This window comes from Gammaproteobacteria bacterium (assembly GCA_013001575.1).
Lineage (GTDB): Bacteria > Pseudomonadota > Gammaproteobacteria > Steroidobacterales > JABDMI01 > JABDMI01.
The window spans coordinates 1-16029 of record JABDMI010000120.1 but is presented as its reverse complement, the minus strand read 5'-3'; the positions used below and the strand labels follow the sequence as shown (position 1 = coordinate 16029).

At 47.3% G+C, this 16029-nt stretch carries 14 protein-coding genes; 10 read left to right on the top strand and 4 right to left on the bottom strand.

The window, feature by feature from the left end:
• The 8 genes from miaA to HKN88_09495 all read left to right on the top strand — a co-directional run.
• On the top strand, window positions 1-585 hold a 585-nt coding region (gene miaA / locus HKN88_09530), incomplete at its 5' end, for a tRNA (adenosine(37)-N6)-dimethylallyltransferase MiaA (protein NNC98297.1).
• Window positions 586-848: 263 nt separating this feature from the next.
• Window positions 849-1136, top strand: a complete 288-nt coding sequence (gene hfq, locus HKN88_09525) for an RNA chaperone Hfq (GenBank protein ID NNC98296.1) — start codon at window positions 849-851, stop codon at window positions 1134-1136.
• A 161-nt stretch (window positions 1137-1297) separates the two neighbouring features.
• Window positions 1298-2644, top strand: coding sequence for a GTPase HflX (gene hflX, locus HKN88_09520; GenBank protein ID NNC98295.1), 1347 nt, complete (start codon window positions 1298-1300; stop codon window positions 2642-2644).
• A 117-nt stretch (window positions 2645-2761) separates the two neighbouring features.
• Entirely contained in the window at window positions 2762-3904 is a 1143-nt protein-coding gene (gene hflK / locus HKN88_09515; protein NNC98294.1) for an FtsH protease activity modulator HflK, read from the top strand.
• The gene (gene hflC, locus HKN88_09510) at window positions 3904-4770 is read left to right on the top strand and encodes a protease modulator HflC (protein NNC98293.1); all 867 of its coding nucleotides are present in this window, start codon (window positions 3904-3906) and stop codon (window positions 4768-4770) included. The genes hflK and hflC overlap by 1 nt, the downstream gene beginning before the upstream one ends.
• Before the next feature lie 90 nt (window positions 4771-4860).
• Window positions 4861-5052, top strand: a complete 192-nt coding sequence (locus HKN88_09505; protein ID NNC98292.1) for a DUF2065 domain-containing protein — start codon at window positions 4861-4863, stop codon at window positions 5050-5052.
• 92 nt (window positions 5053-5144) lie between these two features.
• Entirely contained in the window at window positions 5145-6437 is a 1293-nt protein-coding gene (locus HKN88_09500; GenBank protein NNC98291.1) for an adenylosuccinate synthase, read from the top strand.
• A 122-nt stretch (window positions 6438-6559) separates the two neighbouring features.
• Window positions 6560-7030 (top strand): Hsp20 family protein, encoded by a 471-nt coding sequence (locus HKN88_09495; GenBank protein NNC98290.1) that lies wholly within the window; start codon window positions 6560-6562, stop codon window positions 7028-7030.
• Between the two features lie 160 nt (window positions 7031-7190).
• Here HKN88_09495 and HKN88_09490 read toward each other — a convergent pair whose 3' ends face one another.
• Both HKN88_09490 and ald read right to left on the bottom strand, forming a co-directional pair.
• Window positions 7191-7709 (bottom strand): hypothetical protein, encoded by a 519-nt coding sequence (locus HKN88_09490; protein NNC98289.1) that lies wholly within the window; start codon window positions 7707-7709, stop codon window positions 7191-7193.
• Window positions 7710-7744: 35 nt separating this feature from the next.
• Window positions 7745-8860: an alanine dehydrogenase gene (ald, locus tag HKN88_09485; GenBank protein NNC98288.1), complete on the bottom strand. Its 1116-nt coding sequence runs from the start codon at window positions 8858-8860 to the stop codon at window positions 7745-7747.
• A 142-nt stretch (window positions 8861-9002) separates the two neighbouring features.
• On the opposite strand from ald, the gene HKN88_09480 reads away from it, so the two are divergent.
• The gene (locus tag HKN88_09480) at window positions 9003-9470 is read left to right on the top strand and encodes a winged helix-turn-helix transcriptional regulator (protein ID NNC98287.1); all 468 of its coding nucleotides are present in this window, start codon (window positions 9003-9005) and stop codon (window positions 9468-9470) included.
• Here HKN88_09480 and HKN88_09475 read toward each other — a convergent pair.
• Window positions 9467-11245: a GGDEF domain-containing protein gene (locus HKN88_09475; protein ID NNC98286.1), complete on the bottom strand. Its 1779-nt coding sequence runs from the start codon at window positions 11243-11245 to the stop codon at window positions 9467-9469. The two genes, HKN88_09480 and HKN88_09475, sit on opposite strands and share 4 nt — an antisense overlap.
• Window positions 11246-11361: 116 nt before the next feature.
• Window positions 11362-13584: an arachidonate 15-lipoxygenase gene (locus HKN88_09470; GenBank protein ID NNC98285.1), complete on the bottom strand. Its 2223-nt coding sequence runs from the start codon at window positions 13582-13584 to the stop codon at window positions 11362-11364.
• 220 nt (window positions 13585-13804) lie between these two features.
• On the opposite strand from HKN88_09470, the gene rnr reads away from it, so the two are divergent.
• Window positions 13805-16029 (top strand): ribonuclease R (gene rnr / locus HKN88_09465; GenBank protein NNC98284.1); only part of this gene is annotated, 2225 nt, incomplete at its 3' end.

Below are 16029 nucleotides of genomic sequence, written 5' to 3'. Positions count from 1 at the left end.
ATGCCAGGCGCCGATCAGGAATATCGTGATGCCTTGGAACGCCGGGCGGAAAAGCATGGCTGGCCGGCATTGCATGCGGAATTGCTGGCCATCGATCCCGACAGTGCGAGCCGTATCAAACCCACAGACTCGCAACGCATCCAAAGAGCCCTTGAGGTGTTTCATGTGAGCGGACAAACCCTGACAAGTTTGCACGCTACCCAATCAAGTGCTGAAAATGGTTTTGAATTTATTAAAATTGCCTTGGTGCCAGAGGATCGTGCAGAGTTACATAAGGCTATAGAAAAACGCTTTAAGCAAATGATAAGTAAAGGTTTTTTAGAAGAGGTCAGGGCACTGGTTCGGGATAATGCGTTTGTTCGAGATGCTCCATCAATGCGCGCAGTGGGTTATCGTCAACTCCTTGCTCATCTGCTCGATGGGGAACCCTTAGAAGACGCCATACTCAAGGGCATTTACGCCACCCGACAATTGGCAAAGCGCCAGCTAACCTGGTTGCGCAAAATGCCCGGTTTACAAACCTTTGATGCCTATGCACCAGACATACACGCCAAATGCGATAGTTGGTTGGAAAACATCCTATAAATATTATTGAAATATTTTTTAATGAGCAGGGTTCCACAAATAATGAGAATGAATCTAAGAATATTCAATCACTTAAGCTCACTTAACAATAAGGCAAATTTACTTGTATAAATCAAACACTTGTTCACAAAATTGCTATAATAATTTTGAGTTTGCTACATATAAATAAATACAAATACCTCTGCGTATACACAAATATGCCCTACAGGAACGGGTAAGTATAAAAATTACAGATATTAAACATATCGCATAAGGAGTTTCAAATGTCACGCGCGCACAATCTTCAAGACCCGTTTTTAAATATTTTGCGAAAAGACCGTATTCCGGTTTCTATTTATCTGATCAATGGAATTAAATTGCAAGGCCAAATTGAATCCTTTGACCAGTTTGTGGTGTTGTTACGCAACAGTGTTAATCAAATGGTGTACAAGCACGCCATCTCCACCGTGGTTCCATCGCGCGCCGTACAGTTGCCGCGCTTTAATCCACAAAACCCGGACGAAGAACTTGACGCAGATGACGCTGTGGCTATTGATACAGCGACAGATTAAGAATACCTGTTTAAATTTCATATGATTCGAGTCGGATTTCGCTACTGGCGAATTCCGGTTTGTCTATAATTCAAAATGGATAAAACGCATCCCATATTATTTTATTTCCATTAATCCTCATGTAAATTGTTTTGGTTGAATCATTCATAGACCGTCCCGGCGTGCGAAACACAGATGGTGAATCTGTGCTGTTGGTGCATCTCAACCAGCAACATGCAAGCAGTAATAAAATATCTTCAGATGAAGTTGAAGAGTTTGCCTTGCTGGCCAAGTCGGCTGGCGGTGAAATTGTGGCGGAAGAAAAAGTCAATTTGCGCCACCCCAATGCCCGGTATTATTTGGGCAGTGGCAAAGTTGAACAGATCAAGCAATTGGTCAAACAGCATTGTGCTGAACTGGTATTAGTGAATGCCATGCTGTCCCCGTCACAAGAACGTAATCTGGAAAAACAATGGTCGTGTCGTGTTTTAGACAGAGCCGGGCTGATCCTGGATATCTTTGCGCAACGTGCCCGAAGTTTTGAAGGCAAGTTACAAGTTGAGTTGGCTCAGTTAAAACATTTGTCCACTCGACTGGTGCGTGGCTGGACCCACCTTGAGCGACAAAAAGGTGGGATTGGATTACGCGGACCGGGTGAAACCCAGCTGGAGACTGATCGACGTCTTTTGAATCTGCGCATTAAATCCTTAAACCGCAAGCTCAACAAGGTCACTGCACAACGCGATCTGGGGCGTAACACCCGACAACGTGCTGACGTTCCAACCGTAGCATTGGTGGGCTACACCAACGCCGGTAAATCCACTTTATTTAACGCCCTTACCCGCTCAGAGGTCTATGTGGCAGATCAATTGTTTGCAACCCTGGACCCGACCTTGCGGCAATTGCAGTTATTGCCAAATTTTTCGGTGGTTCTCGCCGACACCGTTGGTTTTGTACGCGATCTGCCGCACGAACTGGTGGCGGCGTTTCGCTCAACCTTGCAAGAAACGCGCGATGCCGATGTTTTGTTGCATGTGCTCGATAACAGTGACCCGCAACACATTGAACGGGCTGAACAGGTGAACGAAGTATTGGAGGAAGTGGGGGCGGCCGACGTGCCGCAAATTCTGGTGTACAACAAAATTGATCGCATGGGCAAATCACCCGGCTATCAACCCGCTCAGTCAAATGGCCCATCTGCACACGCCGCCAGTGTCTGGTTGTCGGCTTTACGACGCGAAGGTCTGGATGCTTTGCACCGCGCATTGATCGATCAATTTGCCGAATACCATATTTGTGGTGAGCTGCGCTTGTCGGCAAAGCAAGGGGCCGTCCGCTCCGCCTTGTATCAAATTGGTGCGGTACATTCGGACAGCGTGAACGAGAACGGTGACTGGCTGATCAATATCCAGATGAATCGTATAGGTTTTAAGCAATTTTGCAAAAAGCACGCACTCACGGACAAGCGCTTGAATTTTGTCGAAATGCCCCATACATCCAGTATGAAGAGCAAGGTATTTGCAAGTTAGCCTAAATCGCTAGCGATCTGGGCGGATATTTCGCGCTCGGGCTTGTTTGCAGTGCAAGCGGTCACTACAATGCATGACTCACTTTTATTTAATCACTCACAACGAGTAGAGGCCCTTATGGCTTGGCAAGATCCCAATGATAAAGATCCCTGGAAACAGGGTGGCAAAAAGAACCAGCAGGATGAGCTGGATCAAATGGCTAAAGAACTTCAGGATAAACTGAAAAAATTCTTTGGCGGCGGTGGCAAAGGTGGCAATGGCAAAAATGCGTCATCCGGCATGCCGCAGTTCGGGTTGCTGTTAGGACTTTTATTGGTAATGTGGGCCGCTACCGGTTTCTACAAAGTCGATCAAGCCGAAAAAGGCATTGTTAAACGTTTTGGCGAATACACCCGAACCACCGATCCCGGTTTGCATTGGCATGTGCCAAAACCGATTGAAACCATAACCAAAGTCAATGTGGACAGAGTTCGGGAAAAAACCTTTGACAAGATCATGCTGACTCAGGATGAGAATATTGTAGACGTGGATCTGAACGTACAGTATCAGGTTAGTGATCCGGTCAAATTCCTGTTCAATGTGCGCTCACAGGAAACCACTTTGCTAGAAGTTAGCCAAAGTGCGATTCGTGAAATCGTCGGAAAGAATATCCTCGACTTTATTATTACCGAAGGCCGTGCGGTCATCTCGGAAACCACACGTAGCAAGATCCAGGAAACCCTGGATGGCTATGACATAGGTCTGCGCGTATTAACGGTAAACCTGGTGGACGCGAATTTTCCACAAGAAGTGAATGATGCGGTTCAAGATGCCATCCGTGCTCGTGAAGACAAGGAAACGGCAATTTTTGCCGCCGAAACCTACGCCAACGATATTGTCCCGAAATCACGCGGTGAAGCCGGTAAACGCCTGGAAGATGCCAGCGCGTATAAACAGCGGGAAATTGCCGATGCCCAGGGTGAAGCATCGCGTTTTGAACAACTCCTGGTGGAGTATGAAAAAGCACCCGAAGTTACCCGCAAACGCCTGTATCTGGAAACCGCTGAAGAGGTTTATGGCAACACCGGTAAAGTCATTATGGACTCTAAAGGCAGTGGTAATCTGGTGTATTTGCCGGTTGACCAGTTGATCAATAAAAATAATAGATCTACCGAGAGTTATAACGAGTCACGTGATGTAGTACCGCAGGCTCAAAAGAATTTACCCAGCCGTTCGGACTATTCGCCACGCGAGCGTCCGAATACACGAGGGGGCAACTGATGAATAAACTCCAAAGTTATCTAATTCCATTATTTTTTCTTGGCTTATTGTTGAGTCAGTGTTTTTTTGCTGTGGATGAAACCGAGAAAGTGGTTAAATTACGTTTTGGTAAAATTGTCGAAGCGAACTACGAGCCTGGACTGGCATTCAAATACCCGTTCATTGAAAACCTACGTCGTTTTGATGACCGGATTCTGACTATCGATAATGCCGCAGACCGGTTCCTGACCAATGAAAAGAAAAACCTGATCGTGGATTTTTTCGTGAAATGGCGGATCAAAGACGTATCGCAATTCTATATTGCCACCAATGGCAATGAAAACACGGGTTCAAACCGTTTACTGGATATTATCAAGGATGGTTTGCGTGGCGAATTCGCAAAATTAACGGTACAAGAGGCGGTATCAGCCGACCGCACCGAGATCATGCAGGAAATGTTTGCCCGCGCCACCATAACCGCCAATGAACTGGGTGTAGAGGTTATCGATATCCGTATCAAGCGCCTGGATTTGCCCGATGAAGTTATCGGCGATGCTTTCGAACGTATGCGTCAAGAGCGTAAACGGGTAGCCACCAAGTTACGAGCGGAAGGTGAAGAAGAAGCTGAAAAAATACGTGCGTCGGCTGAACGTGAACGTACCGTAATTCTCGCGGAAGCCTACCGCGATGCCGAGATCATTCGCGGTGAAGGCGATGCGAAAGCGACCGAGATCTACGCCAAGGCCTTTGAAAAGAATCGTGAGTTTTATAATTTTTATCGCAGCCTCGAGGCTTATCGCAAAGCCATCGGTAACGGTAACGACATCATGGTCTTGAGTCCGGACAGCGAGTTCTTTGAATACCTGGGCGATTCCATCGAAAATTAAGCAAGAACTCCCTGTGCAGAAAAAACGGGCTTAAGAGCGATCTTGAGCTCGTTGCGTTTTAACCCTTATAAAAACCGGTGGTATTAGAACATGCAAGCCAATAATTTTTGGGCCGTACTGGCCTTGGTCTTGATAATTGAAGGGCTGTTGCCTTTTCTAAGCCCTAAAGCATTCAAGGACTACTTACGTACCATGCTTGAATTTGAAGACACCACCATTCGGCGAATTGGCATGTTAATGCTGATGAGTGGCGCAGCTGTGTTTTTCCTGATCAATTCTTAAGACAACGTACTCAAAGCCGTGCTCAAACAATTTATAATATCGGATATAAGCAATTCCACTATCCAAGTACACAATAATCAAACGAGGGAATCATGGGCAAGAATGTCATTGTAATCGGCACGCAATGGGGCGATGAGGGCAAAGGCAAGATCGTTGATCTGCTGACGGATAAAGCCACCGCCGTGGCCCGTTTTCAAGGCGGCCATAATGCCGGCCACACTTTGGTGATCGATGGTCAAAAAACGGTTCTGCACCTGATCCCGTCCGGGGTCTTACGCGACAATGTGAAATGCGTGATAGGTAACGGGGTTGTGATCTCCTTGCCCGACTTGATCAAAGAGATCGAAGGTGTGGAAGCCAGTGGCGTACCGGCTCGTGAACGCTTACTCATTAGTGACGCCTGCCCGATCATCCTGCCATCCCATGTCGCCCTGGATCAAGCACGCGAACGGGCTCGTGGGGTGAACAAGATCGGCACCACGGGTCGCGGTATTGGCCCCGCTTACGAAGACAAAGCAGCACGCAGGGCTTTACGCATTGGTGATCTCTACGCGCGTGAAAAATTTGCCGCCAAGTTGGGGGAAGTCATGGATCTGCACAATTTCATGTTGCAGAACTATTACAAAGCAGAGGCCGTGGATTTCCAAAAAACCCTGGACGAGTGTATGGCATTCGCCGAGCAGATCCGTTCCATGGTCACAGACACCACGGCCTTGTTGAACGAGTATCGCGAGAAGGGCGAGAATATTCTGTTTGAAGGGGCACAAGGCGCTTTACTGGACATCGATCACGGCACTTACCCGTTTGTGACCTCGTCAAATACCACCGCAGGGGGTGCGGCCACCGGTTCTGGTCTGGGTCCTCGCTATTTTGACCATGTGGTCGGCATTGTGAAAGCCTACACCACACGCGTTGGTTCCGGACCGTTCCCGACAGAATTGTTTGATGAAATGGGCGAGCACCTGGCACGCGTCGGACACGAATTTGGCGCGACAACCGGACGCCCGCGACGCTGTGGGTGGTTTGATGCAGTCGCATTAAGACGTTCCATCATTAATAATTCAGTGAGCGGCTTGTGTGTCACCAAACTGGATGTTTTGGATGGCCTGGATAAGTTAAACATAGCTGTCGGTTACAAGATCGACGGTGTTGAAGTGGCTCACCCGCCATCGGGTGCGGATAATTTCAGCCAATGCGAACCGGTGTACGAAGAATTGCCTGGCTGGAAGGAATCCACGGTGGGTGTGACCGAATACGCCGCTTTGCCGCAAGCGGCTAAAAATTACTTAAGCCGCATAGAAGAGCTGGTCGGGGTACCCATCGATATCATTTCTACCGGTCCGGACCGGGTTGAAACCATAGTCCTGAAACATCCGTTTGCCTAGCAAAAACCCTTGAAATAATTCAATTAACCTCCATTTAGTACAGTAACAACAAGTCTCCGAGAGATTGTTGTTATTTATTAACTTTATTGCTTCTTTTGAAGAATATTTTGGAGAAAATTGAAATGAAAACACTAGATCTATCCCCTTTGTACCGTAGCAGTATCGGCTTTGACCGTTTGGCGAGTTTACTGGATGCGTCACTACGTAGCGACCAGTCTTCCAGCGGCTACCCGCCGTATGACATCGAAGTGCTGGATGAAAATCAATACGCCATCACTCTGGCTGTGGCCGGTTTTGAGCGTGACGAACTCGACCTTCAACTGGAAAAAGGCGTGCTAAGCATTCGCGGCAAAAAGCACAGCGAAGACGCTGAAGAACGAAACTTTTTGCACAAAGGTATTGCGCATCGCACCTTTGAACGCAAGTTTAATCTGGCCGATCATGTGGAAGTCACCGGCGCCGATCTGAACAATGGCTTATTGACCATTCAATTGTTCAAGCGTATACCGGAAGCCATGAAACCCCGCAAGATCGAAATCGGTTCCAATCCGAATGTGATCGAGCATCCTCGTAATTCTGAACAAGCCGCTTAATCACAAGCGGTATTAAGACCAACAACATCAAATCAAGGCAGTGGCAATGCGCTACTGCCTTTTTTATGCAGTCAAAATGTTGTCTCGTACAAACGCGACAAAATAAAGATTAGCAATATTGTGCGGTTAATACAGGTGAGTTAAATTATCAAAGAACTCCTTATCGGTATTTCGCATTAATGCGTTGATTCTCTTTTTTCAATAAACGCGTATACCAGACCTTGTAAAAAGTGTGTTTGGCATTCTCGGCGGCCGAGACTGCAACTTCCAACGCCCCTAGGGTGATCGCATCACTCTGCTTATGCCATGTACGTCCGATCTTGAATGCTCGTCGAGCGGTTTTTTTATCCGTGGTCGATTGCGCCAACCGGAACGCTTCTTCGATGGCGACTTTGCCGATTCCGAGATTTTTCCAATCGCTATGTGTGTTGAACAGGTCTTTGAGTACCAGCAGTTGTTCCACGGCTTCATCAGGATTGCCGTCAGTACGATGCAATTCAACCAGATCCAGAATAGAACTGGCCAGATCCCAGTGTTTTTCCTGGGCTTGCTGTTCCGGAGTCTGTTGTTGGCTGTGCTGATGCTCAAGAATGTCTTCGAAGTGCTCCTGCAACTCATCGATCTGTTCAGATACGTTGATGCGTTTGCCGGAGCGTTTTTCGATGTCTGAATGCTTCATGTCACACACAGTATAAATGACTGATTTTAATTCCTTTAGGCAATTGCGCTCAGTGCATCCACATAGTCGTAATCCCACACTTCGGCTACGGCTTGATAGGTCACCTTTCCGGCGTGCACATTTAAGCCTTGCAGTAAATTCTGATCGTCACGAATAGCCTGCTTGAAGCCTTTGTCGGCAAGCGCCAGTGTGAAAGGCAGGGTAGCGTTATTCAACGCAAAGGTTGACGTGCGTGGCACAGCGCCTGGCATATTGGCTACACAGTAATGCACAACATCGTCCACGATGTAGGTGGGCTCTTGATGTGTGGTCGGTTTGGATGTTTCAAAACAGCCGCCTTGATCAATTGCAACGTCCACCAGTACCGATCCGGCGCTCATCCGGCTGATCAGGTCGCGGTCAATCAATTTAGGCGCTTTGGCACCTGGCAGTAAAACCGCTCCAACCACCATATCGGCTCTTAGGGCGTATTTTTCGATGGCCTGGGCGGTGGAATACAAACATTTCACGCGTCCCTGCAGTTCATTGTCCAGCTGACTAAGCCGTGATAACGAGCGATCCAGCAAAGTCACGTCTGCACCCATGCCAGTAGCAATTTGCGCGGCGTTCGTGCCGACGACGCCTCCCCCGATGATCAAAACCTTGGCGGGGGCCACGCCGGTTACGCCACCGAGTAGAGTGCCGTTACCACCCTGGGCTTTTTCCAGGGCGTGTGCGCCTGCCTGAATCGCCAAACGTCCGGCAACTTCACTCATGGGGGCTAACAATGGTAATGAGTTGTCGGGTCCGGTTACCGTTTCATAGGCAATTGCGGTAACGCCTGATTCAACTAATAAACGCGTTTGAAGTTCATCCGGGGCTAAATGCAAATACGTGAACAAAACCTGGCCACTGCTAAGCATTTTGCATTCATCGGGTTGCGGTTCTTTAACCTTGACGATCATTTCGCTGCGTTCAAATATTTCTTTGGCCGTGCTAACAATGCTTGCACCGGCTTTTTCATACTCCGCGTCGTCAAGGCCAATGCCAATACCGGTTTGGGTTTGCACGATTACGTGATGACCACGCTGGGTCAATTCAAGTACAGAGGAGGGCGTTAGGCCGGCCCGATATTCGTGGTTCTTAATTTCTTTAGGTACACCGATCAGCATTTTCTAATCCCTGGTTATGGTTTTAATTGCTACTATTGTAGATTCATTACGAACTGACTTTTCACTGAAATAATGGAAAAATCGCACTTTAAACAATAATATTTCTGTAATATGTAAGCATTATCCAAAAATATTACTGCTTATGAAAGATATCTCCCTAGGAAAGACCGACCTAAAAATATTAAAGGCTTTACAGGAAAACGGGCGCATCAAATACTCAGAACTGGCCAATCAGGTTGGTTTGACCACCAGCCCGTGTATTGAGCGAATAAAACGTCTCGAACGGGATGGATACATCAGTGCTTATACGGCCATTCTTAATCCCAAAAAACTCAACGCGTCTATGGTGGTTTTGGTGCAGGTCCGACTGGACCGAAGCATTAAAAACAGTTTTGAAAAATTTCGCAAGGCGGTTTTGAATTTGCCGCAAGTACAGGAGTGCTATCTGGTTACCGGTAATTACGATTTTACCATCAAGGCGCGGGTTTCTGATATGGACGCCTATCGAAAATTCCTGGAAAGTGACCTGTTAAGCATTGCGGGGGTGCAAGAATCAACCAGTAGCGTAGTGATCGAATCGATCAAGGAAAGTATGGCGCTGACGCTTTAACTTTGACCGTGCAACAAAACCTGGTTGCGTCCCTGGAGTTTTGCCAGGTACAAGGTTTTATCGGCTTTACGCATGAGTTTATCAATCTTGTTACCGGGTTCGTATTGTGCAAGGCCCATCGAAATCGTAACTTTGATTTCCTGCTTATCAAATACGGTCACTGTGTGTTCGACGGTATGACGTAAACGCTCGCATAATTCTATAACACCGGTGGGGTTTGCGCTTTCCATGATCACTGCAAACTCTTCCCCGCCTATGCGTGAGACCACGTCAACTTCGCGTACGGTTTCTTTGAACACTCGCCCCATCTTGCGCAACACCGCATCGCCAGCTGAATGCCCGTAGGTGTCGTTAATGTTCTTGAAATGATCCAGATCAATAATGCCCAGATAAAGTTTTTTAACATTATTGCGATTAGCTCTCGCCATGAATTGTTTGATGGCTTCCATAAAGGCGCGACGGTTACTTAGCCCGGTTAACAGATCAATACGTGCTTCGGCTTCCGCTTTTTCTTTGGCAACTTCTAACAGACGGGTTTGTTCTTCGACCTTAACCGAAAGCTCATCAGCGGCTTGTAGCAAACCCTGACGATACCGGCTTTCAGCCAGACGTTTCTCCTGTTCGAGTCTGCGTACAGACAAGATCATGATGGTGGCCAAAAGTGAGATCTCGACGAATCCACCGATGTAAATTAACCATTGAGAGGTAAAGGAATCGGGGATATAGCCACGTAAACGCGCTGAAGCCATTGCCATGCCTACGATAAACACGATCCAGCTGGCGGTGAATAATAAGGCATGCGGGACACCTTTTCGATGGGCGATCAGGCCAACCGGTATTAAGATGAAATAGCCAATCGCAGTGAAGTCGATAATTACTCTGGACAGGTAGGGCTGGCCAAATACATTCAAGATCATCCCGAGCACTTCCAGTCCCAGTGCGGCAAGCAAGAGCAGATCTATGTTTGGCATGTGTATCTTGGTTTGCAGAAATTCCCGCACAAACAAGATCGACGCCACTTGACAGAGACTGATCTGGAATACAACCATCCACAACTCATAATGGTTTTGGGCAATGAAGTACTGCCAAAGTCCGCTGAAGGCGGCAAATAGTGAAGCCGCCGTGAAGGCAAAAAATGCGTAGTACAAAAAGATCTTTTGTCGCAAGATCAAAAACAAAATGATTGTTGCGAGACCCATAAAGATTTCCGCACACAACAGAATAATCAGTAAAGATAATTCTTTGTGTGTGTATTGATCAAATGCCGGTGTATGCCAGATACGAAATGATGAGAAACTGTGCATGAGGAAATCATTGCCGGGCAGAATACGAATGAGCACTTCCACCTGTTTTTCCGGACCGATACTCAATTGGAAGGCTGGTCGGTAAAAAGCCACAGGGCGTGTATCTACGGCTTGCTTATAGGTAAAATTTTGCGTAACAATATTGCTGTCTTCGCCGCTGGTAAAAGAGTAAAGGTCAATTTGCTCAGCGGCCGGGTCCACATATTCGAGAATAATTTCTCGAGTTTCCTGCTCTGGGTTGTGCAAACTGAAACGCATCCAGGTCACGTCTTTTCCCGGGCCGCGATTGGTTATACCGGCTTGTGGCGTGTTCCATTGTTTCGACCACAACACGTCTTGCAAAGTGAGTGTTTGCGAACTATCGGTCAGGTAGATGTACGAATCACCCGTAGTCTGGCCATCTTCAAGGAGACCAAGATCTATTGTTATCGCATCAGTTGCAAACAACGCGGGCGATAGGATGCCTGCCAATATAGCGAGCAACAGGGTTATGACGATTTGTAGGTTATTATTATTCCTGCTTTGCAAGCTATTCAAACGTGTTCCAATGGTGGTAGCGATCAATTATTAGTATGCTAAACATTCTACTAGATACTGATGCTGTTTGGCACTATTGACGGTAATTGCAAATTGTATATAAACGGTCTGCTGTCATTACGTTTGTGAATCTCGACTTCGATTTTTTTCAAATCCAGCTGGAAATCGGCTAACACTCTTTGCACTCTCGGGTCGGTGAAGTACGGTTTGCGATTGTTATTGGTAAAGTATCCCAAGGTGTCAAATTGCACACCGCTGAGTAAATATCCAAAGGTCATCTGGTACAAAGCCACATCCAGGGGTGGCAACCATTCCAGATAGCTGTTGTCTTCAAGGGTTTCGCTTTTACTCGGCGGTTTGCGATAGGCAGTGCCTGAGACGCTGGGTAAATAAGACATCAACGGGAACTGTGCGTAGTTCACACTGGCGTGCTGGGCACTTCCGGTGTAAATGATCAAGGACACCAGTTTCACAAAATAATCAAAATCGTCTAACTGATACGGTTTTTCAGGGTCGCCGGTTTCAGTGAGTCCGCGCATGCCTTTGACCGCGGCGTATTTGGGGTTGGTCATTTCATTCACCCAGTTCTGTAGCTCATAGTCATTCAGCATTTTCTGGCTGCGCTCGGCATTATTGTCACCGGTGTAATAGAGTTCCAGATATTCACGCACGTATTTGTTGATCGCACTCCAGAGGTCCAGGGTGTCTTCACGAAACGGGAAACTGCTCAGTTCGTCTTCTGACACGGCGCGATCTTTAAACAAGCGATCCGGAAACTGGTCATCGAAGCGCCATTTATTGAAAGCGTCCACAATGAGTTCGGCGCTCCCGACAATGCCAGTGGAGAGTACCGAATTTACCACACCGCCGGGCACCACCAGACTGTGCAAGGCACTGTCATTGATCTCAAGGGTAAAGCGAAAATGCGGTTTGAGTAAGACCAGCAAAGGGTGATCGCAGGCAAATTGGCGATTGGAGGCAATGATCATGGGTTCAACCGTCAGGTGACAGGCACCAAGATGCGCAACCGTTTCATGCTGGATGGCGCAGGTGTTTTGTACCATGAATTTGGCGATCTTCCATTTCACACCATTGTGGTCGTTATTATTGGTGCAGTCATTGGGGGTGAATACCGGCGTGTTTTCACTGTTATGCGTTTGTCCCAACTGAATGGCGATTGGTTGTAAGGCGCCCGATGGCGGGAATCCGGCTGGAGGATGTGCGTTCCAGTAAAACAAGGCAATTGGTGCACACGGATAACGTTTCTGATCATGCAGTTCGCTTCCGGGTATGCCTTCAAACATCGCGTAATCGACCGCGTACAAATGACCGGCTCTGGCCGCATCCTCGAGTGTGAGTGTGGCTTCACCACTTACGCTCTGGAACTGCTGGTCAGTGAGGGGCATTTTTCTCAGTAACTCCGACAAAACCAGTGATTTACGATTTTTTTGCTGATCCAGAGTGACGCCTTTCAAAATGCTGGTATTAAACCCGGCAATTTGCATATAGCCAAAGTACCAGTCCTGTTGACACAGCTCTTTTTCTTCTGCCTTCGGCATCCAGTCTTTTTTCTCGATCTTTAGGTTCAGTGGTAGAGGCAAGTTGTGAAATAATTCCACATATTCATCAACACTTTTGGGCGACAAAAAATTCGCATCTCTGTCTGATGCCAAAGTGTCGTAAATGGCATTCTTTAAAAATGCGGTTACGCCTTCTTGCTTGAATTCGCCGATGACTTCGCGCAAGCCGCTGATCACATGCTTGATGTCTTTGGGAATGTGTTCAAGGCCTTTAACCGCAAGATCAATCTCATTAGGTAGATCGGACAGGGCGGCCAGGAGTTCTTTGATCTCTTCAATCTCTTTAATGAACTTGAACGCGTTATGACTTTTGTGCTGTTGTTTAAGCTCATCAAAAACTTTATTCACTTCCTCGATGGATTTGAACAGGCCCGAAGGCAGGTCACTGACGATCTCTTTTTCCAGCAAATTAACCAAGACACTGAAAAAGTTTTCCATTAAGGGGATAAACACTTCCAGGACCTTGGCTTCGTATTCCAGGGTGAATTTTTCGTTCTTGGGCACATCGGCTCCGATGGACAAGGGTTCAAGATAACTGAACATGTAGTTGTAAGCGGTTTTTGCCACGGATATCTCAAATGCACGTGCCTTTTGTGCAGCCGCATCCACGTCTTGTGGCAGCATGGGTCGTTTACCGGCCGGGTCACCGTGTTGGTGCAGGGAATGTACTGAGCTTGATAGCTTGATTTGCATGTGAAACTCCTGGTTTATTTTTGTTTATTGTCCTGAAGCCAAATATGTTAACAATTTATGACATATTTGCATACAATTTACTCATATACAGGATTTGTGTAGTCAAGCTAACGATGAATTTTTTCGGCGTCTCAAGAGTAATTGCTTGAAATTTAAGTCGAAATGTCTTGTAAGCATCCCTATATAATGTTGCTCAAATAATCACTCAGCGAATAACAATATGAAGTTTTACCAGGACTGGCAAAAACAAGATCCGGGCTACCAGCGCGAAAAACAGAAATACGAAAAGCCCATTCCAAGTCGAGAATATCTGGAAAAAGTTTTTGTGGCCGAGGATAGGCCACTAAGCGTCAAAGAATTGATCGAAGCTTTCGATTTGCCGCGCAATGCAAAAATTCCTTTGCGTAAACGCCTGAATGCCATGGAGCGCGATGGATTCCTGTTACGCAACCGTCGCAAGGGTTATTGTCTGGTCGAGAAGATCTCGGTCATTCCCGGTGTGGTTATCGGACACAAAGACGGCTTCGGATTTGTTAAGCCGGATGATGGTAGCCAGGATGTGTTTTTATCGCACCGACAAATGAAATCCGCTTTACACGGTGATCGGGTCGCAGTACGTATCAAGGGTAAAGACCGCAGAGGGCGGCCCGAGGGTCATTTGGTTGAAGTGCTGGAGCGCAAGACCAAAGAAATAGTTGGCCGCTTTGTGCATGAAAAAGGACTGCGTTTTGTGATTCCCGACAACTCGCGCTTTTCACAATCGGTTTTTATCGCCGGTGAACATACCCTGGACGCCAAGCCCGGCCAGATCGTGTTGGTCAAACTCATCGAGTACCCGAGTAAGGTCAATCCACCGATCGGTAAAGTCAGTCGCATACTTGGCCAACCCGAAGATCCGGGACTGGAAAGACTGATCGCCATACTCTCGCACGGTCTGCCGTACACCTGGAGTAAAAAAGTCAAAGCTGAAACCAGCTCCTGGGGCGACACGGTCAGTGAAAAAGATAAACAAGGGCGGGTCGATCTGCGAGATCTGCCTCTGGTAACCATTGACGGCGCCGATGCCAAAGATTTTGACGATGCCATTTATGTGGAAAAGAAAAGATCCGGCTGGAAGTTGATCGTGGCAATTGCCGATGTTTCCCATTATGTGCCAATTGGCAGTGAACTGAATAAAGAAGCGCACGAGCGTGGCACCTCGGTGTATTTTGCCAACAAAGTTGTGCCCATGTTGCCGGAAGAGTTGTCCAATGGTTTGTGTTCATTGAACCCGGCTGTGGATCGTTTGTGCATGGTGTGTGAGATCGATCTGGATAATCAGGCCAAGGTAAAAAAATCCAAATTTTACCAGGGGGTCATGCACTCACACGCGCGCCTGACCTACAACCAGGTTGCCGAGATGTTGTTGGAGAACAAAAAAAGTCTGCGTCAAAAATACAAAGACCTGCTGCCGCATTTGCAAAACGCTCTGGATTTGTATCATGTCTTTGACAAGGCACGTAAAAAACGTGGCGCCATGGATTTCGACATGGCTCAGGTCAAAATGGAATTTGATCAAAACGACAAAGTAAAAGACATACTGCTATACGAGCGTAATCCTATCCACAAAATGATCGAGGAATTCATGATCGCGGCCAATGTGGAAGCGGCTAAATTCCTGGGGCAGAAAAATTTGTCCACGTTATATCGCGTGCATCCGTCTCCGGACATGGACCGCATGGAGGAGTTGTCAAAATTCCTGAATCTGCATGGCTTGAGTCTGGGACGTTACAACACGCTCACGGCCAAGCATTTTGCCAAGGTCTTGGAGCAAGCCAAAGAGCGTGACGATAAAGACATGATCGAAACGGTCATATTGCGCAGCATGCAACGGGCGGTTTATTCACCCGACAACATCGGGCATTTTGGCCTCGCGCATGAGAACTACGCCCATTTCACCTCGCCCATACGCCGTTACCCGGATCTTTTGGTGCATCGGGGTATTCGGCATTTAATTAGCGGTAATGCACCCAAAAGTTTTGCTTATCGCCCCAAGGAAATGGAAACCCTGGGCGTGCATTGCTCCATGACCGAACGACGTGCCGACGATGCGACCCGTGAAGCCACCGATTGGCTAAAGTGTGAGTTTATGTCGGAACGGGTTGGTGAAGTGTTTGAGGCGGTCATCAGCAGTGTGCAAGACTTTGGTTTGTTTGTGGAGATTCCCGAATACAAAATTGAAGGTTTGATCCATGTGAGCAGTCTGGACAATGACTATTATCACTATGACCGTGAACGTCAGTGGTTACGCGGCGAGCACGCCGGTAAAACCTTTAAATTACGTGACCGCGTGAAGGTGCGTTTGACTGATGTGGATATGGTGGAAAAACAAATGGCCTTTGAGTTGGCGGATCTGGTGTCACCCAAGTCGAAACGCCAAGACAAAAAACACAAATCCGGAAAACA